Raw genomic sequence first — 24524 nt, forward strand, 5'->3', positions numbered from 1 at the left:
CGTATACGGCGGTTCAGGTTATACGGTTAAGTCGGTTTATCGTATCCAGTATCGAGACCAGCCCGAGGCGGTCCCACAGCTTCTTCGGCAACGCCTGATTCATATGGGGCGCTCCCGAGTTCCACCATGGGCCTCGGCCATTGACTGCCGATTTCCACGCCCGCGCCGCATTAAGTCCCAAGCGTATCAAGTTGCGCGCCCTCGTAGAGGGCCGCTTCCATTGACGCCAGACGATACAGCGAAGCTTGTGACGCACCCAGCCGTCCAATTCCTCAAGTGGCCGTCTGCTCTGGCTCAGCTTGAAGTAGCCCGCCCATCCGCGCAGCACGGGGTTTATCCGCTCGATGACAGTCGCCACCTTGTGGCCCCGCGCTTTACGTAGCAGCTCTCTGAGCCGGTCGCGCAAGCGACCCAGGCTCATCGTCGCCACTCTCAGTCTCGGTTGCTGATGCCAGCTCATCCCGTAACCCAAGTAATCACACATCCAAGACCCGGCTACTCGGCTCTTATCCCGATTCAGCGTTAGTTTCAGGCGCTGATTCAGGAAGCGCTCAACACTGGCCATCACTCGTTCGCCAGCACGAGGGCTGCGCACATAGATGTTCGCATCGTCGGCATAACGCACGAAGCGATGACCCCGCCGTTCCAGCTCGCGGTCGAGTTCGTTGAGCAGGATGTTCGACAGCAACGGCGAGAGCGGGCCGCCTTGCGGCGTCCCTTCCTGCCGTCGGCTGGCGATCCCACCCGACATCTCACCGGCTTGGAGGTACCGCCGGATCAGTCTGAGCACGCGTTTATCTACGATTTGGCGCGCCACGTACGCCATCAGGAGATCGTGGTTGACCCGGTCAAAGAATTTCTCAAGATCGAGTTCCACGCACCAGCGATGCCCTGCCGCCACATGGGCGCGGGCTGTCTCGATGGCTTGGTGGGCGCTTCTGCCCGGACGGAAGCCGTAGCTGTAATCCGAAAACAGCGGGTCGAAGATCGGCGTGAGCTGTTGCAGCAGTGCCTGTTGGATCAGGCGATCCACGACGCAGGGAATGCCCAGTTGTCGGGTGCCGCCTTTGGGTTTGGGGATGTCGACGGCGCGTACACCTTGCGGGTGGTATTCGCCGGCCAGCAACCTCCTCTGGAGGATCGGCCAATACTGATTCACGTAGTCCGCCAAGTCGTCGACCGTCATGCCATCGGCACCCGGCGCGCCCTTGTTGCTGACCACGCGCTGATACGCACGTCTGAGGTTGGCCGGTGCAAGCACCCGCGCCATCAGCGTGTCCGGCTCCGCGTTCGTCCACGTCACAGATGCCGTCGATACCTTTGCGCTGTCAGCCGTCATCCTCGGATTCTGTCCGGGACTCGGAGTCACAGTCTTCTCTTGGAGAAATTTCTGCATTTCGGTATTCAACGAGACTCTGACGCCTACTGGCGGCATAACCTGTTCGGCCCTTGGTGGCGCGGTTATTCGCCACTTACTACGGCTTCGGCTGACTTCTGCACGCTCATCCCATCGCCTCTCGACGCTCGGTAGCACACTGGCAAACGTGCAGATCTCCCAGGGTAATTCGCGCGACCTTCCTGCTTATGCCTGTCGGATCTACGTCACAGCGTTCCGTGCAAGTATTGGGCTTTGAAGATTTTGGCCTTCTTACCCCGCTGCGCCGCCTCTATCCGCTTCCTGTTCGTCAGGCCAGCATTTTGCCTCGGGCTTCCTTCAGATTCGCAGTCACCCGCGACACCCTTGCCTCTGGCTAACACTTCCCCTTGCCGGGTGTGTAGAGGACTTTCACCTCCCAGTCACCAGCGTGGCCACCACAGCCAAGCTGGTTGCGCTTGCGCGCAACGCGCCATGCCTGGCGCACCAAAAAAAGCCCTGTCCCTGTGACAGGGCTTTTTGCATCCGCACTGTGCCGGGCGCTGATTTTATGGGCCATGCATAACCAGTGTGGGAGCTGGCTTGCCTGCGATAGCGGTGGTTCAGTTAAAGATGCAGTGACTGACAGGCAGCCTTCGCGGGCAAGCCCGCTCCCACAGGGAATCGGTGCCAGGCGCTGATTTTATAGGCAATACATAACCCGTGTGGGAGCTGGCTTGCCTGCGATAGCGGTAGTTCAGCTACAGATTCAGTGACTGACACACCACCTTCGCGGGCAAGCGCGCTCCCCCAGGGGCCTTTGTAGGCGTCCCCTCGCTCCTACAGTCGTGCGGGATATGCCATGATGCTTCACCGCCCGCCAGCGATTGAGTATTCATGCCTGCCGCCCCCTCCTCCCTGTCGATCACCCTGCAGATCGTTTCCATCGTGTTCTACACCTTCATAGCCTTTATCTGCATCGGCCTGCCGATAGCGGTGATTCCAGGCTATGTGCACGAGCAACTGGGCTTCAGCGCCGTGGTGGCCGGGGTGACCATCGGTTCGCAGTACCTCGCCACGCTGCTCAGCCGCCCGATGGCCGGGCGAATGTCGGATAACGTCGGCACCAAACGCGCGATCGTGCTGGGCCTGGCCGGTATTCTGATCAGCGGTGTGCTGACCTTTATCGCCACGCTGCTGGACAGCCTGCCGAGCTTGAGCCTGGGTATTCTGATCGCCGGTCGCCTGTTGCTCGGGGTGGCCCAGGGCCTGATTGGCGTGGGGACCATCAGTTGGTGCATGGGCGCAGTGGGCGCCGAACACACCGCACGCTCGATTTCCTGGAATGGCATCGCCTCCTATGGCGCCATTGCCATTGGTGCGCCACTTGGCGTGGTGATGGTGGCTGATTATGGCTACGCCAGCCTCGGCCTTGCACTGGCGGTGCTGGCGGCGTTGGGCCTGGTGCTGATCCGTAATAAACCCTCGGTGCCGGTGGTACGCGGCGAACGGCTGCCGTTCTGGGCTGTGTTTGGACGTATCGCGCCGTTCGGCGCCAGCCTGTGCCTGGCCTCGATTGGCTACGGCACGCTGACGACCTTTATCACCCTGTATTACCTGAATCGTGGCTGGGCCGGTGCGGCGTATTGCCTGACGGTATTTGGTGTGTGCTTTATTCTCTCGCGCCTGGTGTTTATCTCAGCCATCAGCCGGTTTGGCGGGTTCACCGCCGCCATCGCCTGCATGCTCATTGAAACCCTGGGCCTGACGCTGTTGTGGCTGGCACCGTCTACCGGCGTGGCGTTGATCGGCGCCGGGTTGACCGGTTTTGGTTTGTCGCTGGTTTACCCGGCGCTTGGCGTGGAAGCCATCAAGCAAGTGCCGGACAGCAGCCGCGGCGCGGGGCTGAGCGCATATGCGGTGTTTTTCGACCTGGCCCTGGCGATTGCCGGGCCGTTGATGGGCGCCGTGGCGTTGAATCTTGGCTACGGCTGGATATTCTTCTGCGCCGCGTTGCTGTCGGTCAGCGCGCTCGGCCTGACCGTACTGCTCAGGCGCCGCGCCTACTGATCAGCCGTCTGCAGGCCGGCACGCGTTGCCTCACCGAGGGTGCGACTGAAAAAGCGCCCGGCCTCGGAGACCATATCGCGGTGAATCCCTTCACGGTCGACACCATCGGCATCGGTGCAGATGCCTGGCATTGTCGCCAGCTGATCACTGTCGCACGGGGCCATGAATACAAAGTGCCCTGCCCCGGCCAACAGCTTGAAGTCCGGCGGCTCTGGCAGTTTGCGCGCCAGGGCGGCGGCGTTTTTGTCCACTGCCACCAACTGGTCGCCATCGCCACTGTAGAGCAGCACCGGCACATGCACATCCGCCAGAGTGTGGCGGCCGAACATCAAGCTCAGCGGCGCCATCAGCATCAAAGCATGGATACGCGGGTCAGCCTGGGGTTGCAAGTCGTCGCGATCGACCACCAACTCGCCCTTGGTGGTGCACGCGTCGCGGTCTTCGGGGCGCTCTTGGCAGTAGCGGCGCAGGCGTTCGAAATCCGGCTTGGCGCCCGCCAGGATCAATGCCGTTTCGCCACCGGCTGAATAACCGATGACGCCGATCTGATCAATATCCACAAAGGGCGACAGCATCGGCTCGGCCAAGGCGGCGGTGATCGCCTGGGAGATCTGGATCGGCCGGCCATACAGATTACTCACGGTGCCCAGGCGGCTGTGGTCCTTATAGTTGTCGCCAGGATGCAGAACCGCCACCACCACAAACCCCTTGCGCGCCAAGGCGGTGGCCAGGTCATGCAGGGCCAGCGGCGTGCCGGTATTGCCGTGGGACAACATCAACATCGGAAAACGCCCGATCGCCACCTTGGCATCTTCGCTGGCCGCCACATGGTAGGCGCCCAGCGCGGTAGTGCGCTCGGCATCGGTAGAGGGATAGAAGGCGATGGCTTTCATCGGCTGCGCATCCAGCGGGTCGAGAAAACTCATGCGATGAAACCCCACACTCCAATGGGGGTGCGGTGCCGGTGCGGCGTGCACTGAAACCACGCCGCCCAACAGCGAAAGAACCAAAACAGCACAAAGACGCATCATGGGGATGTCCACCTTTGCTGCATAAGAACCGGCCTGTCGAATAAAAAGTCCAGGGTATCGAATGGATGTCTGCATAACCTGGGCCACAACGAAAAAACTCCGTACTCCGCTCGCGTTCAGGCGATCAGAATACAGAGTTTAGGCGCTCGGTTTCAGAATGAAACCGAGGACAGGGCACATTTACATAAGCCTTACGCAGCGGCGAACAGTTGCTCGTTGATGCGCACGTTGGCGTCGCTCATGGCTTTGCTGCGCACTTCGTCACCGTAGGCCAGGCCTTCAGCGCGCACGATCTCGATGTCGGTGATGCCGAGGAAACCGAACAGCAGCTTCAAGTAGCCTTCGTGAGCAGCGCCCGAGGCCTGGTCGGCATGCAGGCCACCGGCGGTGGAAACAATAATGACTTTCTTGTTGCCGCACAGGCCTTCAGGGCCGGCTTCGGTGTAGCGGAAGGTCTGGCCGGCCACCGCGATGCGGTCGATCCAGGCTTTCAACTGGGTGGGGATGGTGAAGTTGTACATCGGCGCACCGACGACCACGGCATCGGCGGCGAGGAACTCAGCCAGGGACGATGCACTCAGTTCAGCCTCGTGCTTTTGCGCCGCATCACGCAGTTCAGCGGCAGTGCCCAAGGCGCCCAGGGTAGCGCCGGAGAAATGGTTGATGCCTTCGCTGGCGAGGTCACGGTAAGTCACTTCCACGCCCGGTTGGGCGGCTTGCCATGCCTTGACCACACCCGCGCTGAGCTGGCGGGAGGCCGAGTTGTCGCCGAGGATGCTGGAATCGATGTGCAACAGTTTCATGATGGATCTCCGAGGTGGGATCGACAGTGGCGATCAGATGGTAGTGATGCTACGCATGAAACCAATGGTCGATAAGCCACCTGAAATGCGATAGTTTGTCCCACTGACAGGACAATAGGCCCACCATGCAAGACCTCAACGACCTCTACTATTTCGCCAAAGTCGTCGAAGCCGGCGGTTTTGCTGCGGCTGGCCGGCTACTCGGCATTCCCAAATCCAGGCTGTCGCGGCGCATTGCCGAGCTGGAAGACCGCCTGGGTGCACGCCTGCTGCAACGCACTACCCGACAACTGACGCTCACCGCCGTGGGCGAGCGCTACTTGCGCCACTGCCAGGCCATGCTGTTGGAGGCGGAAATGGCCGACGAGGCCGTGGCCAGCATGTCCAGCGAGCCACGGGGGCGCTTGCGGGTCAGTTGCCCGGTGGGGCTGGCCCAGCAGATTCTGCCAGAGCTGGTAGCCGGTTTTCTGGCCGCGCACCCGTTGGTGCAGTTGGACATGACCCTGGTGAATCGCCGCGTCGACCTGGTAGCCGAAGGCATTGATGTAGCGCTGCGCGTACGCGAACTGGGCGACGAAGACCCGTTACTGGTCACCAAACGCCTGCGCCAGGCGCATACCGTGCTGGTGGCCAGCCCCGTTTTCATGCGTGAGCGGCGGGTCGAAACCCTGGAAGACCTCAAGCAGTTGCCAATCCTTGGCGCACTCGAGGCGGACCGAATGGTGCACCAACGCATCATCGACCCCCAGGGCAACATGCACGAGCTAGTGATGGAGGCGCGCCTGGGCATCGAAGACTTTATCGTGCGCAAGGCCAGCGCAATGATGGGCGTGGGTTTTACGGTGCTGCCAATGATGTACTGCGAAGAAGAACTGGCCAGCGGCCGCCTGGTGCAACTGCTGCCGCAATGGTCATTACCAGGCGGCTGGCTGCAAGCGGTCTACCCGCACCGGCGCGGCGTGCTGCCGGCCATCCGGGCCTGGATCGACTACCTGGAAGAAGGCTTCAAAGGCTGTGGAGATCGGCTGTTATGAGCATGACGGAAGAACAAGTCGCACGTTTTTGCCTGAGCCTGCCAGGCGCACGGGAAGACTATAAATGGGGCGGCGTGCGGGTGTTCTCGGTTGCTGGCAACAAGATGTTCGCCTTGCAGAACCTGCGCGGTGAGTCGCTGGCCTTCAAGGTCGACAAAGAACTGTTCCTGGGTCACGTCGACCGCCCGGGCATTCACCCGGCGCCTTACCTGGCGAGGGCGCAGTGGGTCATCATGAACACGCCCTACCCTTTGGGCGCAGAGGAACTGCGTGGCTTGTTGCAGCGCTCCCACCAGTTGGTGGTGAGCAAGCTGCCCAAGCGCACACAGATTGGCTTGCGGCTAGAGGATTGACAGCAAGGTGCCGCCAAGAAACAGCTGGTCCAGCCAGAACACCTGGTGCAACAGCACAATTACCCAGAACAGCACCTGGTAAGACACCTTGCGCGTCTTGTGCCGGAACACCTGCTGGGCAATCAACGCCCCCGGCCAACCGCCCGCCAGCTCCACCGCATGCAGGATGTTTTCCGGGGTGCGCCAGCCTTCGGTCTGCGCCTTGCGCTTGTCGCTCCAATAAAGAAAGAACGCCACCACACTGACCACGCCGTAGGCCATCAACGGAATCGCCGTTTCGCCGCGATACCACAGCAAGGCCGAGCCCAGCAGCGGCGCGGCACACAGCAGTACAAAGATCAGCGCCTTCAGGCGTGGGTGTTGGATAGTCATGGCTTGACCGCAGTCCAGTCGATCCAGCCGAACTGCCAGGTCGCCAGGATGACCAGGCCAAAGGCAATCCGGTACCAGGCAAACACCGCGTAGCTGTGGCTGGCGATGAATTTGAGCAAGCCCTTGACCGCAATCATCGCGAAGATGAACGAGGTGACAAAACCAATGGCGAACACTGGAAAATCCGCCGGCTGGAACAGATCGCGGTACTTGTAACCCGAGTACACCGCCGCCCCAACCATGGTCGGCATGGCCAGGAAGAATGAAAATTCGGTGGCCGTCTTGCGCGACAGGCCGAACAACAGGCCGCCGATGATCGTTGCACCGGAGCGCGAAGTGCCCGGGATCATCGCCAGGCACTGGGCCAGGCCGACCTTGAGGGCGTCTTTCCAGGTGATGTCGTCGACGGTTTCAGCCCGCACTGCATGTTGGCGGCGCTCGGCCCACAACATGATCACGCCACCCACTACCAGGGCAGTCGCTACAGTGATCGGGTTAAACAGGTAGTGCTTGATCAGGTCGGCAAAAATCACCCCCAATACCACCGCCGGCAACACGGCGATGATCAGGTTGACGGTAAAGCGCCGGGCCTTGGGCTGGGTCGGCAGGCCGATGACCACGTCAAAGATCTTGCGCCGAAACTCCCAGACTACCGCCAGGATCGCGCCCAGCTGGATGATGATGTTGAAGGCTTCGAAACGCTCGCCGCCAAAATTGATCAGGTCGGCGACGATGATCTGGTGGCCAGTGCTGGAGATCGGCAAGAACTCCGTAAGCCCCTCGACGATGCCGAGAATCAATGCCTGTATGGCGGTCCAAAAATCCATGCTGTCTCCAAAGGTCATGCGCGTGGCATGCCTCTTAGTCTTTTTTAAGTTCACTGACGACGAGCGCACACAAGCGCCCGCAGTTGATTCTCAACGCCGGTCTGCAAAAATTCCGTGAAAAATCAGGCAGTACTCAGGTTTTTCGATTCCGGGCCGAAAGCCTATCAGACACGCCGGAAATCTCGAAGCAGCACCACAATTATAAAGAGCAGGGAGTGACAGGACGATGAACAGTTTGCGCAGCATGTCGATCAGCCGCCGCCTTTGGCTGATCCTGATAGTCGCCGTGTTGATGCTGCTGGCCTTGGGGCTGTTAATGCTCAACCAGATCCACGGCGACCTCTACCAGGCCAAGCGCCAGCAGACCCAGCACGTGGTGCAGACCGCCAGTGGCGTACTCAGCTATTACCAGAGCCTGGAAAAAACCGGCGTACTGACTCGCGACGCCGCGCAACAACAGGCCCTGAGCGCGGTGCGCGGGCTGCGTTATGACCACGATGACTACTTCTGGATCAACGACCTCACCCCCGTGATGATCATGCACGCGGCCAACCCCAAGCTCGACGGCCAGAACCTTTCGGCGATTCGCGACCCGGACGGTTTCGCCGTGTTCAACGAATTCGTGAGCCTGGCCAAGGCCAAGGGCGCCGGCATCGTCAACTACCGCTGGCCGAAGCCCGGCGCCGAAGCGCCGGTAGAGAAAACCTCGTACATCCAACTGTTCGAACCCTGGGGCTGGATTATCGGCTCGGGGGTCTACGTGGACGATGTGCAGGCCGAATTCAGGGGCCAGGTGTGGAAAGCCTCGGCCATTGGCCTGGGCATTGCGCTGATGATGGCCGTGCTGGTGGTGCTGATTGCCCGCAGCATCGTGCAGCCGTTGCAGGCCGCGGTGAATGCCATGGGCAATATTGCCAGTGGCGAAAGTGACCTGACCCACAGCCTCGATACCCACGGCCGTGACGAATTGACGCAACTGGCCCAGCACTTCAATAGCTTCACCGCCAAGCTGCGCCAGGTGGTCGGCCAGTTGCAGGTGTGCGCAAACGCCCTGGGCCAGTCGTCCAGCGAGCTGGGCCACAACGCCAGCCAGGCCCACGACCGCAGCCAGCAGCAGTCCCAGCAGATGGAACTGGTGGCCACCGCCATCAACGAAGTCACCTACGGCGTGCAGGACGTGGCCAAGAATGCCGAGCACGCCGCCAGCGAAATGCGCGATGCACAGGCCCAGGCACAGCAGGGCCAGGTCAATATCGACGGCAGCTTGCAGCAGATCGACCAGCTCTCCACCACTATCAGCCAGGCCGTGGAGGTGATCCGCACGCTCTCCAGCGAGAGCACGCAGATCGGCGGGGTACTGGAGGTGATCCGCTCCATCGCCGACCAGACCAACCTGCTCGCCCTCAACGCCGCCATCGAAGCCGCCCGTGCGGGCGAGCAAGGCCGCGGGTTTGCGGTGGTCGCCGATGAGGTGCGCCTGCTGGCCCAGCGCACGCAGAAATCCACCGCCGAGATCCAGGTGATGATCGAGCGCCTGCAAGGCCACTCCGAAGCGGCGGTCAAGGTCATCAGCGACAGCCACAGCGCCTCGCAACTGACCATTGAACAAGCCGGCCAGGCGGGCGCAAGCCTCACCGCCATCGGCCAGGCGCTGCACAACCTCAACGGCCTGAACGCCTCGATTGCCAGCGCCACCCTGCAACAGGCCCACGTGGTGGAAGACATCAACCAGAACGTCACCCAAGCGGCCGGGCTGTCCCACAGCACCGCGCTGGCAGCGGAGCAATCGAGCGTGGCGAGTGCACAGTTGCGTGGCTTGAGTGAACAGCTTGATGGGCTTTTGCGTCAGTTCAAGGTCTGACATCCCTCAGCGGTGGGAGGGCTGCCCTCTCCCACCGTCTAGCGGCCTCACATCCCCAGCCACTGCGGCAGCGCGAGGGAAATGAACGGCAGGTAGGTGACCATGATCAGGAACACCAACAGAATCATCAGCCACGGCATCGCGGCGCGAATGGTCTGCCCTAGAGTCAGCCCCGTCACCGCCGAGGTCACGAACAGGTTCAGCCCCACCGGCGGGTGCACCAGGCCGATTTCCATGTTCACCACCATCACAATCCCCAGATGAATCGGGTCAATCCCGAGCTTCATCGCAATCGGGAAAAAGATCGGCGCCAGGATCAGCACAATGGCCGAAGGCTCCATAAAGCTGCCGGCAATCAGCAGCACCACGTTGACCATGATCAAAAAGCCAATCGGCGTCAGCCCTTCCGAGATTACCCACGCGGTAATTTGCTGGGGGATCTGTTCGGTGGTCAGCACGTGGGCAAACAGCATGGCGTTGGCGATGATGAACATCAGCATGATCGACAAGCGCCCCGACTCCAGCAGCACCTTGGGGCAGTCGCGCAGCTTCATGTCCTTGTAGACGAACAGCGCGACGAATGCTGAATACACGGCTGCCACTGCCGCCGCTTCGGTCGGGGTGAACATGCCGCTGTAAATGCCGCCGAGGATGATCACCAGCAGCAACAGCCCCCAGAACGCTCGGCGTGCACAACTCAGCCACTCACGGAATGTCGCCCGGGGTTGCGCCGGCAGCTTCTTGATACGGGCGACGATGTAGATCGCGACCATCAACATCAGGCCCAGCAGCAAGCCCGGAATCACCCCGGCCATGAACAATTTGCCTACTGAGGTTTCGGTCGCCGCCGAATACACCACCATCACGATCGACGGCGGAATCAGAATGCCCAAGGTCCCGGCGTTGCAGATGATGCCCGCCCCAAACTCCTTGGGGTAACCGGAACGCACCATGCCCGCCACGGCAATCGAGCCCACCGCTGCCACCGTGGCCGGTGATGAGCCGGACAGCGCCGCAAACAGCATGCACGCCAGCACCGCCGCAATCGCCAGGCCACCGCGGATATGCCCGACACAGGCGTTGGCAAAGTCGATCAGCCGCTGGGCCACGCCGCCGGTGGTCATGAAGGCGCCGGATAACAGAAAAAACGGAATCGCCAGAAAGGTATAGGCGTCGCTGGTTTCAAACAGTTTGATCGCCAGGGAACTCACAGAGTCCTGGCTGAACATCAGGATCGACACCGCACCGGACAACCCCAGGGCAATCGCAATTGGCACGCCCAGAAACATGAACACGAACAACAGGAGAAACAGACAGAGCACGGCCATCAGTGACGCTCCTCATGGCTGCCGGCCAACTTGCTGGCCTCGCCGGCCTCGTCGGCCAGGCCCAACCCGACCTGGCGGTGGGTAAAGATGCGGTAGAAAATTTCCAGGTAGCGGATCAAGACCAAGGCAAAGCCAATGGGCACGATCACCACGATGTCGCCGACATCGATTCCGAACTGGTCGAGGTCTTCGGCGCCAATATGCGCGGTCATCACCGCACTCACCCACTTGTAGCTGGCCACCATGAACAGCCCGGCATAGGCCAGGCAGCACAGGCAGGCGAGCATGCCGAGCAGGCGTTGCACCGGGCGCCGGGTCAGCCGCACCAGCGCGTCCACGCCCAGGTGGCCAGCGGTGCGCACCCCGTAGGAAATGCCGAAGAAAATCAACCAGCCGAACATGGCCTTGGTCAGCGCCACACTCCAGGTCATCTCTTGGGCCCAGGCCATGGTGCCGTCGCCCAGGGCATTGAAGAAGGCGCTGCTCCAGGCCCATTTGTCGGCCAGGGCAAAAAACAGGGTGTAGACGTTGTTGAGCATGACGTAGACGAATGTCACCAGGGTCATGGCGGCCAGCAGGAAAGCAATGAAGCCTTCCTCCAGGTGCTCCCAGACGCGCCTTAGCGTTTGCATGGCAAAACCTCGCGTGGCAGAGATAGGTAAAAAGCCAGGTCAACCTGCTAGATCGTTCCCACGCTCCGCGTGGTAATGCCGCCCCGGACGTTCCACGTCCTGTATCACGCCGTGCGTAAGGCGACGCGGAGCGTCACGGGATGCATTACCACGCGGAGCGTGGGAACGATCAGTCGCGGGCAAGCCCGCTCCCACAGAGGATTACTGGTTGGAAGCGTCCGCCGCCTTGATCAGGTCAGCCCCAATCTCGCCCTCGAACTTCTGCCACACCGGGCGCATGGCTTCGCGCCACAGCGCACGTTGCTCGGGGGTCAGTTCGATGATTTCGCTGGTCTTGGCGTCGACGATCTTCTGCTTGGCCGACTGGTTCAGCGCTTCGGCCTGCTTGTTCACCTCCACGGTGACCTCGGCCATGATCTGCTCCAGGGTGCTGCGCACATCCGGCGCCAGGCCATTCCAGAACTTCGCGTTGGTGATCACCATGTAGTCGATCAGGCCATGGTTGGACTCGGTGAAGTACTTCTGCACTTCATTGACCTTCTGGCTTTCATAGTTCGACCAGGTGTTCTCGGTGCCATTCACGGTACCGGTCTGCAGGCCCTGGTAAACCTCGGCAAAGCTCATCTTGCGCGGGTTGGCGCGGATCGCCTTGAACTGTTCTTCGAGCACACTGGAAGCCTGCACGCGGAACTTCAGGCCACGGGCGTCCTTGGGTTCATGCAGGGCCTTGTTGGCGGAGAGTTGCTTGAGGCCGTTGTGCCAATAGGCCAGGCCGAGGATGTTCTTATCCTGCATCGAGGTCAGCAGTTGCTTGCCCTGAGCGGCCTGGAAACGGTCGACGGCGGCCAGGTCGTTGAACAGGAACGGCAGGTCGTAGATCTGCACTTGCTTGGTGTAGTGCTCGAATTTGGCCAGGGACGGCGCCAGCATTTGCACGTCACCCAACAGCAATGCTTCCATTTCCTTGCCATCGCCAAACAGCGACGAGTTCGGGTACACCTCAACCTTGACCTTGCCGGGCAGGCGCTCTTCAGCAAGTTTTTTGAACAGCAGCGCGCCCTGGCCTTTGGGGGTGTTTTCGGCGACCACGTGGGCGAACTTGATCACAATCGGGTCTGCCGCCTGGGCCAGGCCAGCGGTAAACAAGGTGGCGGCGCACAGCAGCGCCCGGGAAAGCTTGAGCATGGGAATCACCTTCTTATTGTTGTGTTTAAGGCAAGGTGCCTGATGTAACGCGTGTCGTGAATTTCGAATTTTAGATACCTGCGTTCGGCCTGGCCGAACGCGCCCACTGTGGGAGCTGGCTTGCCTGCGATAGCGGTGTGTCAGGCAACACAGACATTGACTGTTCTGCCGCTATCGCAGGCAAGCCAGCTCCCACACTTCGTTCCCGGTTTTGTCAGTTACAGTTGCGCGGCCAGCAGCCGTTGCGCGCGCAGCAGTACCGGCGCATCCACCATCTGCCCATCAATCTGATAAGCCCCTGCCCCATCAGCACCCGCCTCCACCACCCGCCTGGCCCAGGCCAGCTCTTCAGCGCTCGGCGCCAGCGCGGCATGGATCACCGCGACTTGCTTGGGGTGAATGCACAATGCCCCGGCAAAGCCCATTTCATAAGCGTGCCGGATCGAGCGGTGCAGGCCTTCGGGGTCGTCGATGGCCGGGTGCACGCCGTCCAGCGGCGCCGCCAGGCCCGCCGCGCGCGAATGCACGATCAGCGCCAGGCGCGCCTGATCGAGGGCCAATTCGGCCGCGCGGGAGTGACTGCTCAGGTTCAGGTCCAGCGCCAGGTCCAAGCCACCGAACGACAGGCGCTCTACCTGGGGCGCCTGGGCAATCTGCGCCAGTGCCAGCAAACCGCGTGCGCTTTCGATAATCGGCCAGATAGCCTTGCCGGTAGCGGCCACCACAGCCACCTGGGCCGCGCTTTCGACCTTGGGCAGCAATATCCCGGCGACATTTGCATGGGCCTTGCAGAAGGCCACGTCCTCAAAATGTTCGGCATGTTGCGGCGCGTTGATGCGCACCCACACCTGGGCCTCGGGATGGGCGCACAGGAATGCCCCCAGATTATCCCGGGCCTGACGTTTGAGCGGTTCTTCCACCGCGTCTTCAAAATCCACAATCACTGCGTCGGCGCCGCTGGCCAGGGCCTTGGCAAACCGCTCCGGGCGGCTGCCCGGCACAAACAGCGCAGAACGTACTAAAGGCTTTGGCATCACTTGATTCCTGATTAGATAACGCCGCGCTCGCGCAGGTGGTTAATGGCCTCAACGGAGTAACCCAACTGATCGAGGATGCCTTGGCTGTGTTGCCCCAGCGCTGGCACGCCGTCCATGCGCGGGGTAAACGCGGCGTTACGGGCCGGTGGCAGCAGCGACGGCAACGGCCCCGCCGGGCTGTCGACGTCGCGCCAGCTGTCGCGGGCCTTGAGTTGCGGGTGGTCCCACACGCCTTGCATATCGTTGACCCGGGCGCTGGCAATTTGCGCGTCTTCCAGGCGCTGGATCACCGCCTCGACGCCCAGTTGGGCAAAGCGCTCCACGATGATCTGGCGCAGCACCTCGCGGTTGGCCGAGCGCTTGAAATTGGCGCTGAAGCGTTCGTCCATGGCCAGCGCCGGGGTGAGCAGCACTTTGTCGCAGAACGCCGCCCATTCGCGCTCGTTCTGCAAGCCGAGCATCACGGTGCCGCCGCCCCCGGTGGGAAACGGCCCATAGGGGTAAATCGTCGAATGCGCGGCACCCGCACGCGGTGGCGGCGCCGCGCCGTCGAAGGCGTAATACATCGGGTAGCCCATCCACTCCACCAGGCTTTCGAGCATGCTTACATCGATGCGGCTGCCCTGGCCGGTTTTGCCGCGTAGCAGCAGCGCCGACAGAATGCCGCTGTAGGCGTACATGCCGGCGGAGATATCCGCGATGGAGCAACCGGCCTTGGCCATCTGTTCTTCTTCTGGGCCTCCGGTCACCGAGAGGAAGCCGCCCTCGCTCTGGATCAGCAGGTCGTAGGCTTTCTTTTTCTCGTAGGGCCCGCCTTCGCCATAGCCGGAAATATCGCAGACGATCAGGCGTGGAAAACGTACGTGCAGCGCCTCGAACGATAAGCCCATGCGCGCCGCCGCGCCGGGGGCAAGGTTCTGCACCAGCACATCGGCATCGGCCAGCAGCGCATCCAGAATGGCGCCCGCCTCGTCCTGCTTGAGGTCCAGGGTCAGGCTTTCCTTGGAGCGGTTGGTCCAGACGAAATGTGACGCCAGGCCACGCACCCGCTCGTCATAGCCACGGGCGAAATCGCCGGTGCCGGGGCGCTCTACCTTGATGACCCGGGCACCGAGGTCGGCCAGTTGGCGCGTACAGAACGGCGCGGCAATCGCGTGTTCCAGGCTGACGACGGTGATGCCGTCCAGCGGTCGTTGTTCAGTCATGACAAATCCCTCAAAGCCAATGGGCCATGGACTCGGTAGTTCGCAGGTTCCACACCTGCTCGATCAGGCGGTTGGCCTGGGCCGGGGTGCGGGCGCCACTGAAGTCGGCCAGGCGCTGGAACTTGTCCGCCAGCTCGGCACGGCTCAGGGTGTTGCCCGGGTCGCCCTTGGGTTCATCAATGGCACCGTGCAGCGTGCGGCCATCGGTGGTGGTGACGGTAACGCGGCCCAGCCAGCGTTGCGGGTAGGCGTTGTCGACTTCGGGGTCCAGGCTCATGCAGACCTTGTCGCGAAACGCCGCGACCGCAGGATCGGTCAACGCCAGCTCATGGAATTCAGGCAAACCGGCTTTGCCATGCACAGCGATCAGCCCAAGCACCGTGCCCATGGAAAATTTGGCCTGGTGCACGGTGGTCGGCACCGTCACTCGGCCGAGTACGTCAATGGCGCCTTGGTGCACGTGGGTTTGCACCTGGGAGATCTGCGCAGCGCTCAGGCCTTCACGCTGCATCACGTCCAGCAGCGCATCGGCAGCAGGATGGGTGTGGCGACAGGAGGCGTGGAATTTGAACGAGGTTTCCACCAGCGCCCAACGGCTGCCTAGCTCGGAAGACAATTTGCCCGGTTGGGCATCACTGGACATACCGGCCGCCAAACCTTGCTCACCTTCAAGGATATTGCGCGCGCCGGTCAGCCCATCGGCCGTAAGGTAAGCCGCCAGCAAGCCGTCCGCCGCCGCCTTGGCCGTGTGCAGTTGCTTGGAGTCGGCGGCATCGCGCAGAAACTCCCACAGCCCGGCAGCCTGGGTGCCGGCGCTGCCGAGCAGGTTGATGAATTGTTCTTCGTTGAAGTCGAGCAACTTGCCCACCGCGACCGCCGCCGCCAGGGTGCCGACCGTGGCCGTGGTGTGGAAGATGCGGTAGTGGGAGCGGCCCATGAACTCACCGATGCGAATCCCGGCCTCATAGCCGGCTACAGAAGCCAGCAACAGCTCACGGCCAGACTTGCCGAGGTCCTGGGCAGCCGCCAATGCAGCGGGAAACACCACGGTGGCCGGGTGCAGCACGGAGCTGTTGTGCAGGTCATCCTGCTCTACCAGATGTGAGGAAGCGGCGTTGACCAGTGCGGCAAAATACGCGCTGGTGCCGGTGCCGTTGACGATCACCTGGGCCGGGCCGCTGCTCGGGCCCATCTTCTGCGCGTAGCGTTCAAACAGGGGGATCGGGTGCGCGCCTTGGCTGGCCAAGGCGGATGCGAGCCAATCCAGGTACAGTTCTTCGGTGCGCGCCAGCACGGGCTCGGGCAATTGTGAGTACGTCAGCTCGGCCAGGAACCGGCAAAGGGCTTGGGTAGGGCTCATGCTCAGGCCCTCAGAAGCTGCGTGGCAGTTCGAGCAAATGCTCGGCCACGTAGGACAGGATCAGGTTGGTGGAGATCGGCGCCACCTGGTACAGGCGGGTCTCGCGGAATTTGCGCTCCACGTCGTACTCGCAGGCAAAGCCGAAGCCGCCGTGGGTTTGCAGGCAGGCATTGGCCGCTTCCCAGGACGCCTTGGCCGCCAGGTACTTGGCCATGTTGGCACTGGCCCCGGCGTTCTTGCCGCTGTCGTATTCCTCACAGGCACGCCAGCGCATCAGGTCGGCCGCTTCGATCTCGATATGCGCCTCGGCAATCGGGAACTGCACGCCCTGGTTCTGCCCGATGGGCCGGCCAAACACCACACGGTCGCGGGCATAGGCGCTGGCCTTTTCGATGAACCAGCGGCCGTCACCGATGCACTCGGCGGCAATCAGCGTGCGCTCGGCATTCAGGCCATCAAGGATGTACTTGAAGCCCTTGCCCTCCTCGCCAATCAGGCTGTCCAGGGGCAGCTCCAGGTTGTCGAAGAACAGCTCGTTGGTCTCATGGTTGACCATATTGGCGATGGGCTGCACGGTCAGGCCGTTACCGATGGCCTGGCGCAGGTCCACCAGGAAGATCGACATGCCTTCGGATTTTTTCTTTACGTCGGCCAAGGACGTGGTGCGTGCCAGCAGAATCATCAGGTCGGAATGCTGTACCCGTGAGATCCAGACTTTCTGGCCGTTGATCACGTACTTGTCGCCGCGCTTGATCGCCGTGGTCATGATCTTGGTGGTGTCGGTGCCGGTAGTGGGTTCGGTGACGGCCATCGACTGCAAGCGCAATTCACCGCTGGCCAGCTTGGGCAGGTAGTAGCGTTTTTGCGCCTCGCTGCCATGACGCAGCAGGGTGAACATGTTGTACATCTGGCCGTGCACGGTGCCCGAGTTGCCGCCGCAGCGGTTGACTTCCTCAAGGATCACCGAGGCTTCGGCCAGGCCCAGGCCGGAACCGCCGTATTCCTCGGGGATCATTGCCGACAGCCAGCCAGCATCGGTCAGGGCCTTGACGAAGGCTTCGGGGAAGCCTTTTTCTTCATCGATCTTGCGCCAGTAAGCGGCATCGAACTCGGCGCACAAGGCGCGCACGCCGTCGCGGATCGCATTGAGTTCTTCGTTGTCATGGGCATTCATTTACGGCTCTCCGCCTGTTGTTATCGGGTTATTCGAAATGCACTTGGGCGGTCTGCGCCAGGCCTTCAGTGTCGCCAGCCCAGAGTTCTGCGACGCCGGTGGCGGTGATGCGCCCGCCGACCTCAAAAGGCTGTGGCGCAATCAGTGGGCGCACGCCGCGATAGGCAAAGCGGCGCAAGGTCGCCTCAGGGTGCGCTCGGCAGAACGCACGCAGGTTCAAGGTGGCGATCAGCGGGCCATGCACCACCAGGCCGGCATAGCCTTCGGTGCCGGTGACATAGGGGTAGTCGTAGTGGATGCGGTGGCCGTTGAACGTGACGGCGCTGTAGCGGAACAACAGGGTCGGCGTCGGCTCGACGGCCTCTGTCCATTCGCCCCGGGCCAGCGCGTCGCCGCTGCCAGGCTTGGGTGGCGTGGGTTCGCGGTAGACGATGTCCTGCTCCTCGCGGATGGCCAGGCGCCCTTCCTGGGAGTAGTCATGACGCACGGTGACAAATAGCAGTGAGCCGGTGCGCCCGGTCTTTTCTTCGACCTGGGTGATGGTCGACACGCGCGTAGCCGCCTCGCCAGCCCGCAGTGGGTGCAGAAATTCAAGACGCCCACCGGCCCACATGCGATTGCGGTTATCGGCCGGCGGCAGAAACCCGCCGCGTGCCGGGTGGCCGTCGCTGCCCAACGCCACCTCCGGCAGCGGGTCCTGGAAAAAGCACCATTGCCACAACGCAGGCACAGCATCGCCGTCGGCAGGCACCTCTTCACCTAATGTGGCGGCGATGCGCTTGAGCAGGTTATGGCTCAGGTGGTCGTAGGCGGTCTCACTTCGGCCGATCCAATCAGTGGTGCTCATCGGGTGCAGGTCCTCAGGCAGTGGGTGTCTGCCGAGGATCATGCAAGGGCCAGCCCGTTCTGAGAATTTGCATTTCAATAAACCAGCGTTCGGTTATGCTGAACGCCAATTTAATTGGAAAACACCGTACATCCCTGTGGGAGCGGGCTTGCTCGCGAAAGCGCAGTGTCAGTCACTGAATACATTGCCTGATACACCGCTTTCGCGAGCAAGCCCGCTCCCACATTTGGGTCTTCATTGTGATGAGGTTTGGTGTTTATACCGGGAGCCTTGCATGCACTTCGATCTCGCCGACCTGCGCCTGTTTATCCATATCGCCGAATCCCCCAGCCTCACTCAGGGTGCCAAGCGCGCCTTCCTGTCGCCGGCTGCCGCCAGTGCGCGGATCAAGGCCCTGGAAGGACAGCTCGACACGCGCCTGTTGTACCGCGACAGCCGGGGCGTGGAAATCACTCCGGCAGGCGAGCGCCTGTTACACCATGCGCGGTTGATCATGCGCCAGGTGGATTACCTCAAAAGCGAGTTCACCCAATACGGCGTGGATTCGGCCGGGCATATCCGTATCTTCGCCAACACCACGGCGGTCACCGAGTTTTTGCCGGAAGTCCTGGCAGGCTTTCTGTCACAGCGCCCGGGCGTCACCGTCGACCTGCAGGAACGCCTGTCACGAGACATCGTGCGCGGGGTGCTCGATGGCACCAGTGACATGGGTATCATCGCCGGCCCCGTGGAAGCCTCCGGCCTGCAAGTGTTGCATTTCAGCACCGATGAACTGGTGCTGATGGTGCCCGTCGGGCATGCCTTGGCCGAACTGCCTTCGGTCACCCTCGAGCAGACCCTGGCGTATCAGCATATCGGCCTGCATGAAGGCAGCACGCTGTTGAGTTTCCTGCGTGAACACGTCGAGCGTCTGGGCAAGCAATTGTCGCTGCGTATCCAGGTCTCGAGCTTCGAGGCGATCTGCCGGATGGTCGAGGCCGGCGTGGGCATTGGCATCATTCCAGAGTCCGCCGCCCTGCGTCACAGCCGCACCATGCAGCTGGTGACGGTGAAACTGGACGAGCCCTGGGCGATTCGCGAGCGCAGCATCCTGGTACGCGAGCTGGAAGCGCTGCCGGGGACCATACGCGCCCTGATCGCCACGTTGATGCCTGCCCCCCTGGGCAAATCCTGATGTTTTTATAAGCGGCCGTTAACAGTCTTTGACAGTTTCCCGACAAAGCACTCAAAGATTCTCAGCACCCGCCGCCCTAGCATTCCAGCATCCAAATCATCATTCGGGTGCTCTTGATGTTTCGCAGACTGCGCGGTATTCCGCTATTGGGTTGCCTGTTGGGCAGTATCGGTTGCCACTCGCAACCGCCTGCCCCGCCGCCGATTCAAAAAGGTGATTACGGCGCAATCATCCGCTACCTGCAAACCCGCATTCCCCAGGAGATGGCGCGGGACAATGTGGCGGGATTGTCGATTGCCCTGGTCAATGGCCAGGAGCTGATCTGGGCCCGCGGCTTTGGCCTGGCTGACAAAGACCTGGGGGTGCCGGTCACGCCCAATACCGCGTTTCGCGCCGGTGGCATCTCCAAGCTGCTGACCGCCACGGCGGCGCTGCAACTGGTGGAGCAGCAACACCTGGCGCTGGATGCGCCGATCCAGCAGACCCTGCGTGAGTTCTACGTACGCTCCCGCTTTCACAGCGACCAGGCCGAGGCGGATCGAGCGATCACCTTGCGGCGCTTGCTCAGCCATCAATCCGGTTTGCCCAGCGAGCACCTGCGCGACCTGCGCAGCACCTATGCCATGGGGCAAATGCCGATGCGTGTGTCGGGTGTGTGGCTGAGCAGCCTACCGGGCTCCCAGGTGGCGTATTCCAACCTTGGCTATGCCTTGGTGGGCGCCGCCATTGAGCGTAGCAGCGGCAAAAGCTTCGAAGCCCAGTTACAAAGCAGCCTGCTCACACCCTTGCGAATGAACCAGTCCAGTTTCCTGGGTACCGGTGCGCAAATGAGCTATCGCGCCCACGGCTACGAGGATGGCAAGGCCAGCACCGACCCCCAGGTGCGTGACCTCGCCGCCGGTGGCCTGTGGACCAGCCCCAAAGACCTCAGCCGCTACGTGCGCATGCTGTTTGCCAAGGGCACCTACAAGGGCCGTCAGATCCTCGGCAGCGCTTCTATCGATGCCATGTTTACCCAGCAAAACACCGGCAACGCCTTGGATTTCGACTGCCAGATGGGCTTGGGCTGGTTCTTGGCGCCCTGTGGTGACGAGCCCATCGGCCCCGGTGTGCGCACCTACCAGCACAGCGGTGGCGGCGACGACTTCGTGGCCCAGTTGACCCTGCTGCCGGATCAGCAACTGGCCGTGGTCATCATGGCCAACGACAGCAACGCCGAAGACATGGTGGTGTCGCTGACCACCGACAGCCTGCGCCTGATGCTCCAGGCTCAGACCGGCAAGCCCGTATGCGCCGACGACTGCCAGGCCCCCAGCCACGGCCTCAAGCTGCGCCATGTACCGGCGGCGGTGGATCGCAAGCGCCTGGCCGGCTTCTACGCGACCGCCTGGGGCGTGTTCCGCATCAGGGATGAGCATGCCCGTTTGAGCGGTGAACTGGCCGGCTACGATTTCCAGCTATTGCGTGATGAGCAAGGCTGGCTGCGGGCGCAGAAAAAGATACTGGGGTTCTGGCGCAAGGACCTCGGCGATTTGGGCCGCGTGCAGCTGGATGTGCTCACGGTACAAGGCCGCCAAATGCTCACCGCCCGCAGCCACGGCCAACGCATTGCCATCGGCGAGCGCATCGAGCCGCCGCCCTTGTCCGCCGCGTGGGCCAACACGGTCGGCACCTACCAGGTGCTCAGCAGCCATGAACCCGACGCGCCATTGAGTGGCATCAGCGTGCGCCAGGAGGACGGTTTCCTGGTGATTCGCGGCCAATTAAACGGCGAGCCGCTGACCGACTACATCCTGCTGCCCATCGACAACGCCCATGCGGTGCTGGCCGGCAACGGCTACGGCCTGGGCGATACCGTCAGCCGCCAGGTCAACGGCCTGAGTGCTTCGGGCTACTCGTTCAAACGCACCCATTCACCCCACACACCCTTGAACCTCTAACCAGGAAAACACCCTGATGCACTCAAAAAACCTGTGCCTGTCATTGACCTCACTGTGCCTGATCGCCGCCGCCGATACGGCGCTTGCCGAAGACTGGCAATACAGCCTCAAGGCCGGCATGGCCAACGCACCCCGCTACAGTGGCAGCGACGAACGTATGACGGCGCCTGTGCTCGGCGGCAAAATCATCAGCCCCTGGGGCGTCTTCCTCGACACTGATACGGGCTTGGGCTGGGGTTACGAAGGTGATGCCCTGAGCTTCAGCGCATACGTTGGCGCAAGCGATTCGCGCAAGGATAAAAATGAAAGCATGCATGCCGGCTCCAAACGCCTCAAAGGCATGGGCGAGATCAAGTCACGTCCGCAATTGGGGGTAAGTACCGCCTACAACCTCGGCGGTGTGATCATCGGCGCCACTCTGGAACATGCGCTTGAAGAAGATAAACACAAGGAAACCGGCAAGGCTTTTACCCACCTGGAGTTGAGCCTGGGTACCCATCTCTATGAAGGCCGCTACGGCTCCGTCGATGCCGCCATCAACAGCCACTTCGGTGACCGCAACTACCTGCAAACCTGGTACGGCGTGACTGCCGACCAGGCCACCCGCAGCCGCTTCAAGGAATACAAGGCAAGTGCCGGCAATATCAGCAATGGCATGAACCTCTCATGGAGCGTGCCGATCAACGAACACACGCAGTTCTCGACCTTGCTCGATGTGCAATACCTGGCGAATGAAGCAGGCAAGAGCCCGATTGTGGAGCAGCGGCTGCAGGCGTCGGTGTTGGGGGAGCTGCAGTACACCTTCTGATCTGACTTGCCCTCTGTAGGAGCGAGCTTGCTCGCGAAAAACTCGCAGGCGCCGCGTTTATCCAGAAAACACGCGTTATCGTTGAGGTTCTTCGCGAGCAAGCTCGCTCCTACAGGATGGCATGGGGCAAGCCGCCTTACTCTGCATAGGCCCACGTCATTCGAAACGACGCCCCGCCCCACTCCGAATCCTGCACTTCCACCTGCCCGCCATGCCACTGGCTGACACGCTTGACCAGCGCCAGGCCCAGGCCAAATCCGCCTGTGCGGCGGTCGCGGCTGGCGTCAAGGCGCAGGAAGGGTTCGAATATCTTGGTGCGACCCTCCAGCGGTACCCCCGGCCCATCGTCGTTGACCCGCACTTCGTAACCGCTGCCAAACTTGACCAGCGACACTTCCACGCGACGATCGGCATAACGAATCGCGTTGCGCAGCAGGTTGATCACGGCCCGCGCCATAAAGCGTGGCTCGATCTGGATAACGTCCACCTCGCAGGTGCGCAACGACAACTGCACCCCTTCTGCTTCGGCCTCCAGGGCCACGCTGCCGATCACACTGTCGAGCCAACTGTGGGCCTCGATTTGCTCGCGGGTGACCTGGGTAGCGCCTGGCTCAAGGCTGGCATAGGTCAACAGCTCGGAGACCATTTCTTCCAGTTCACCGAGGTCGGCGTACATGTCGTTGATCAACGCTCGGCTTTGCCGTGGGTCACTCTGCTGCTTGAGCTGGTCCAGCTCGAATGACAGCCGCGCAATCGGCGTGCGCAATTCGTGGGAGACCGCGTTGGTGAGTTCGCGCTGGTTGGCGATCAAACCTTCGATGCGCTCGGCCATCTGGTTGAAGTGCCCGGCCAGTGAGCGCACGGTGGAGCGACTCGGCAGCAAGATGCGCGAGCCCAGGTCATTGTCACCGAAACGTTGCGCTGCCAGGCGGATGTGCTCCAAGTCGCGCCAGTGTGGACGCACCCAGAAATACAGGACGATGGCCAGGCTCACGCCCAGGAAGCCATAGGCCCACAGGTATAACCACTTGGGTTCTTCCGGCAATCTGATTTCGAGCAGTTGCGGGCCGTCGTCGATAGGCGCGAGAAATTTCATGAAGTCTTCGCGCACCACCACCTGGTCAGCCGCCAGGAGTTTCTGTTCCCGTTCGCTCAAATCCTGGGTGTCGCGCTGCACCAGTTCGAGCCGCAAGCCGTAATGCGGTTGCAGCTCGTCCAGGCGTGCCTGGCGTGCCTCTGCCTGCACGGGGCGCAGTTGCTCCACCAGGGCCCAGGCCGGGCCGCGCAGGGCTTCACGGTTATAGGTTTCGTTGGACTCGGGCATGTAGGCGTCCAGGCCGTAGTTGACCAACCAGATCGACCCGGCCAGACCGAGCGCGAGAATCAGATAGAGCCGCAGATACAAGCGCAGCATCTACACCTCCCACGCGAACGGATTGAACAGGTAGCCCTTGCCCCAGATGGTCTTGATGCACACCGGCTCGCGGGGGTTGTCATTGAGCTTGCCGCGCAGTTTGCTGATGTACACGTCTACGCTGCGGTTCAGGCCGTCAAAAGCGATGCCGCGCATGCGGTTGAGGATGTCGTCGCGAGAGAGAATCTTGCCCGCGCTACTGGCCAGCAACCACAGCAACTCGAATTCCATGGTGGTGAGGTCAATGGTCTCGCCGCCCAGGCGGACCACCCGGCAACTGCGATCAATCGACAAGCGGCCAAATTCCAGGGCACCGCGCACGGTGGGCTCGGGCACTTGACGGCGCTGCAGCGCACGCAGGCGCGCCAACAACACCGGCGGTTTGATTGGCTTGATCACGTAGTCGTCAGCACCGGATTCAAGGCCAAGGATATGGTCCAGGTCATCTTCCTTGGCGGTGAGGATCACGATGGGCGTGTCCGACACGTTGCGAATCTCGCGGCAGACATGCAGCCCGCTCTGACCCGGCAGCATCAGATCGAGCACGACGATCTTCGGCTTGAAATCCAGGAACGCCGCCAAGGCTTCATCACCCCGGTACACCACCCGTACCTCGAAACCATGCTGCGACAGAAAATGCGAGACCAGCCCTGCCAGCTTTTCATCGTCCTCAACGAGCAAGACCTTGCCCAGACCCAGGTTTTCCATAAGTTCT

22 protein-coding genes are annotated in these 24524 nt (G+C 61.8%); 7 read left to right on the top strand and 15 right to left on the bottom strand.

Annotated features, from left to right (window positions below):
- Positions 1-13: 13 nt before the first annotated feature.
- Positions 14-1435 carry a group II intron reverse transcriptase/maturase gene (gene ltrA, locus RHM69_RS06015; RefSeq protein ID WP_011805433.1) on the bottom strand — a complete coding sequence of 474 codons (1422 nt, stop codon included), beginning with the start codon at positions 1433-1435 and terminating at the stop codon, positions 14-16.
- A gap of 816 nt (positions 1436-2251) precedes the next feature.
- Here ltrA and RHM69_RS06020 point away from each other — a divergent pair.
- A complete protein-coding gene (locus RHM69_RS06020; RefSeq protein ID WP_019820141.1) occupies positions 2252-3424 on the top strand; it encodes an MFS transporter in 1173 nt (390 codons plus the stop codon).
- Here the strand turns inward: RHM69_RS06020 and RHM69_RS06025 are convergent.
- Together RHM69_RS06025 and RHM69_RS06030 are read right to left on the bottom strand one after the other, a co-directional pair.
- On the bottom strand, positions 3418-4455 hold the full coding sequence (locus tag RHM69_RS06025; RefSeq protein ID WP_032874017.1) for an alpha/beta hydrolase family protein: 1038 nt from the start codon (positions 4453-4455) through the stop codon (positions 3418-3420). The genes RHM69_RS06020 and RHM69_RS06025 overlap by 7 nt on opposite strands.
- A gap of 191 nt (positions 4456-4646) precedes the next feature.
- On the bottom strand, positions 4647-5258 hold the full coding sequence (locus RHM69_RS06030; RefSeq protein WP_003191051.1) for an FMN-dependent NADH-azoreductase: 612 nt from the start codon (positions 5256-5258) through the stop codon (positions 4647-4649).
- Positions 5259-5383: 125 nt separating this feature from the next.
- Here RHM69_RS06030 and RHM69_RS06035 point away from each other — a divergent pair, with 125 nt between their 5' ends.
- Positions 5384-6292, top strand: coding sequence for a LysR substrate-binding domain-containing protein (locus RHM69_RS06035; protein WP_014718355.1), 909 nt, complete (start codon positions 5384-5386; stop codon positions 6290-6292).
- Positions 6289-6645: an MmcQ/YjbR family DNA-binding protein gene (locus tag RHM69_RS06040; RefSeq protein WP_054895937.1), complete on the top strand. Its 357-nt coding sequence runs from the start codon at positions 6289-6291 to the stop codon at positions 6643-6645. The genes RHM69_RS06035 and RHM69_RS06040 overlap by 4 nt, the downstream gene beginning before the upstream one ends.
- Here the strand turns inward: RHM69_RS06040 and RHM69_RS06045 are convergent.
- Together RHM69_RS06045 and RHM69_RS06050 are read right to left on the bottom strand one after the other, a co-directional pair.
- The gene (locus RHM69_RS06045; protein WP_014718353.1) at positions 6634-7017 is read right to left on the bottom strand and encodes a DUF1294 domain-containing protein; all 384 of its coding nucleotides are present in this window, start codon (positions 7015-7017) and stop codon (positions 6634-6636) included. The two genes, RHM69_RS06040 and RHM69_RS06045, sit on opposite strands and share 12 nt — an antisense overlap.
- Positions 7014-7844, bottom strand: a complete 831-nt coding sequence (locus tag RHM69_RS06050; RefSeq protein WP_014718352.1) for an undecaprenyl-diphosphate phosphatase — start codon at positions 7842-7844, stop codon at positions 7014-7016. Before RHM69_RS06050 ends, RHM69_RS06045 begins: the two co-directional genes overlap by 4 nt.
- Before the next feature lie 226 nt (positions 7845-8070).
- Here RHM69_RS06050 and RHM69_RS06055 point away from each other — a divergent pair, with 226 nt between their 5' ends.
- Entirely contained in the window at positions 8071-9705 is a 1635-nt protein-coding gene (locus RHM69_RS06055) for a methyl-accepting chemotaxis protein (protein WP_019820153.1), read from the top strand.
- A 47-nt stretch (positions 9706-9752) separates the two neighbouring features.
- Here RHM69_RS06055 and dctM read toward each other — a convergent pair whose 3' ends face one another.
- The 8 genes from dctM to RHM69_RS06095 all read right to left on the bottom strand — a co-directional run bounded on the left by dctM (position 9753) and on the right by RHM69_RS06095 (position 18473).
- Complete coding sequence (gene dctM, locus RHM69_RS06060; protein WP_014718351.1) at positions 9753-11033, bottom strand: C4-dicarboxylate TRAP transporter large permease protein DctM; 1281 nt, start codon at positions 11031-11033, stop codon at positions 9753-9755.
- Positions 11033-11665, bottom strand: coding sequence for a TRAP transporter small permease (locus tag RHM69_RS06065; RefSeq protein WP_019820154.1), 633 nt, complete (start codon positions 11663-11665; stop codon positions 11033-11035). The genes dctM and RHM69_RS06065 overlap by 1 nt, the downstream gene beginning before the upstream one ends.
- 201 nt (positions 11666-11866) lie before the next feature.
- The gene (gene dctP, locus RHM69_RS06070) at positions 11867-12850 is read right to left on the bottom strand and encodes a C4-dicarboxylate TRAP substrate-binding protein DctP (protein WP_014718349.1); all 984 of its coding nucleotides are present in this window, start codon (positions 12848-12850) and stop codon (positions 11867-11869) included.
- Positions 12851-13068: 218 nt separating this feature from the next.
- Positions 13069-13884: an HpcH/HpaI aldolase/citrate lyase family protein gene (locus RHM69_RS06075; protein ID WP_200599194.1), complete on the bottom strand. Its 816-nt coding sequence runs from the start codon at positions 13882-13884 to the stop codon at positions 13069-13071.
- A 14-nt stretch (positions 13885-13898) separates the two neighbouring features.
- Positions 13899-15092: a CaiB/BaiF CoA transferase family protein gene (locus RHM69_RS06080; RefSeq protein ID WP_019820157.1), complete on the bottom strand. Its 1194-nt coding sequence runs from the start codon at positions 15090-15092 to the stop codon at positions 13899-13901.
- 10 nt (positions 15093-15102) lie between these two features.
- Complete coding sequence (locus RHM69_RS06085; RefSeq protein WP_103452314.1) at positions 15103-16452, bottom strand: MmgE/PrpD family protein; 1350 nt, start codon at positions 16450-16452, stop codon at positions 15103-15105.
- 10 nt (positions 16453-16462) lie between these two features.
- Complete coding sequence (locus RHM69_RS06090) at positions 16463-17626, bottom strand: acyl-CoA dehydrogenase family protein (protein WP_020301504.1); 1164 nt, start codon at positions 17624-17626, stop codon at positions 16463-16465.
- 28 nt (positions 17627-17654) lie between these two features.
- Positions 17655-18473, bottom strand: a complete 819-nt coding sequence (locus RHM69_RS06095) for an FAS1-like dehydratase domain-containing protein (protein WP_200599195.1) — start codon at positions 18471-18473, stop codon at positions 17655-17657.
- 274 nt (positions 18474-18747) lie between these two features.
- On the opposite strand from RHM69_RS06095, the gene RHM69_RS06100 reads away from it, so the two are divergent.
- The 3 genes from RHM69_RS06100 (at position 18748) to RHM69_RS06110 (ending at position 22395) form a co-directional block, all read left to right on the top strand.
- Positions 18748-19647: a LysR family transcriptional regulator gene (locus RHM69_RS06100; RefSeq protein WP_014718343.1), complete on the top strand. Its 900-nt coding sequence runs from the start codon at positions 18748-18750 to the stop codon at positions 19645-19647.
- 116 nt (positions 19648-19763) lie between these two features.
- Complete coding sequence (locus RHM69_RS06105; RefSeq protein WP_019820164.1) at positions 19764-21587, top strand: serine hydrolase domain-containing protein; 1824 nt, start codon at positions 19764-19766, stop codon at positions 21585-21587.
- Positions 21588-21603: 16 nt separating this feature from the next.
- Entirely contained in the window at positions 21604-22395 is a 792-nt protein-coding gene (locus RHM69_RS06110; protein ID WP_014718341.1) for a MipA/OmpV family protein, read from the top strand.
- Between the two features lie 136 nt (positions 22396-22531).
- On the opposite strand, the gene RHM69_RS06115 is transcribed toward RHM69_RS06110, so the two are convergent.
- A complete protein-coding gene (locus RHM69_RS06115) occupies positions 22532-23809 on the bottom strand; it encodes an ATP-binding protein (protein ID WP_200599196.1) in 1278 nt (425 codons plus the stop codon).
- Positions 23810-24517, bottom strand: coding sequence for a response regulator (locus tag RHM69_RS06120; protein WP_014718339.1), 708 nt, complete (start codon positions 24515-24517; stop codon positions 23810-23812).
- Between the last annotated feature and the right edge of the window lie 7 nt (positions 24518-24524).

Source organism: Pseudomonas sp. CCI1.1, assembly GCF_034348165.1.
Taxonomy (GTDB): Bacteria; Pseudomonadota; Gammaproteobacteria; order Pseudomonadales; family Pseudomonadaceae; genus Aquipseudomonas; species Aquipseudomonas paracarnis.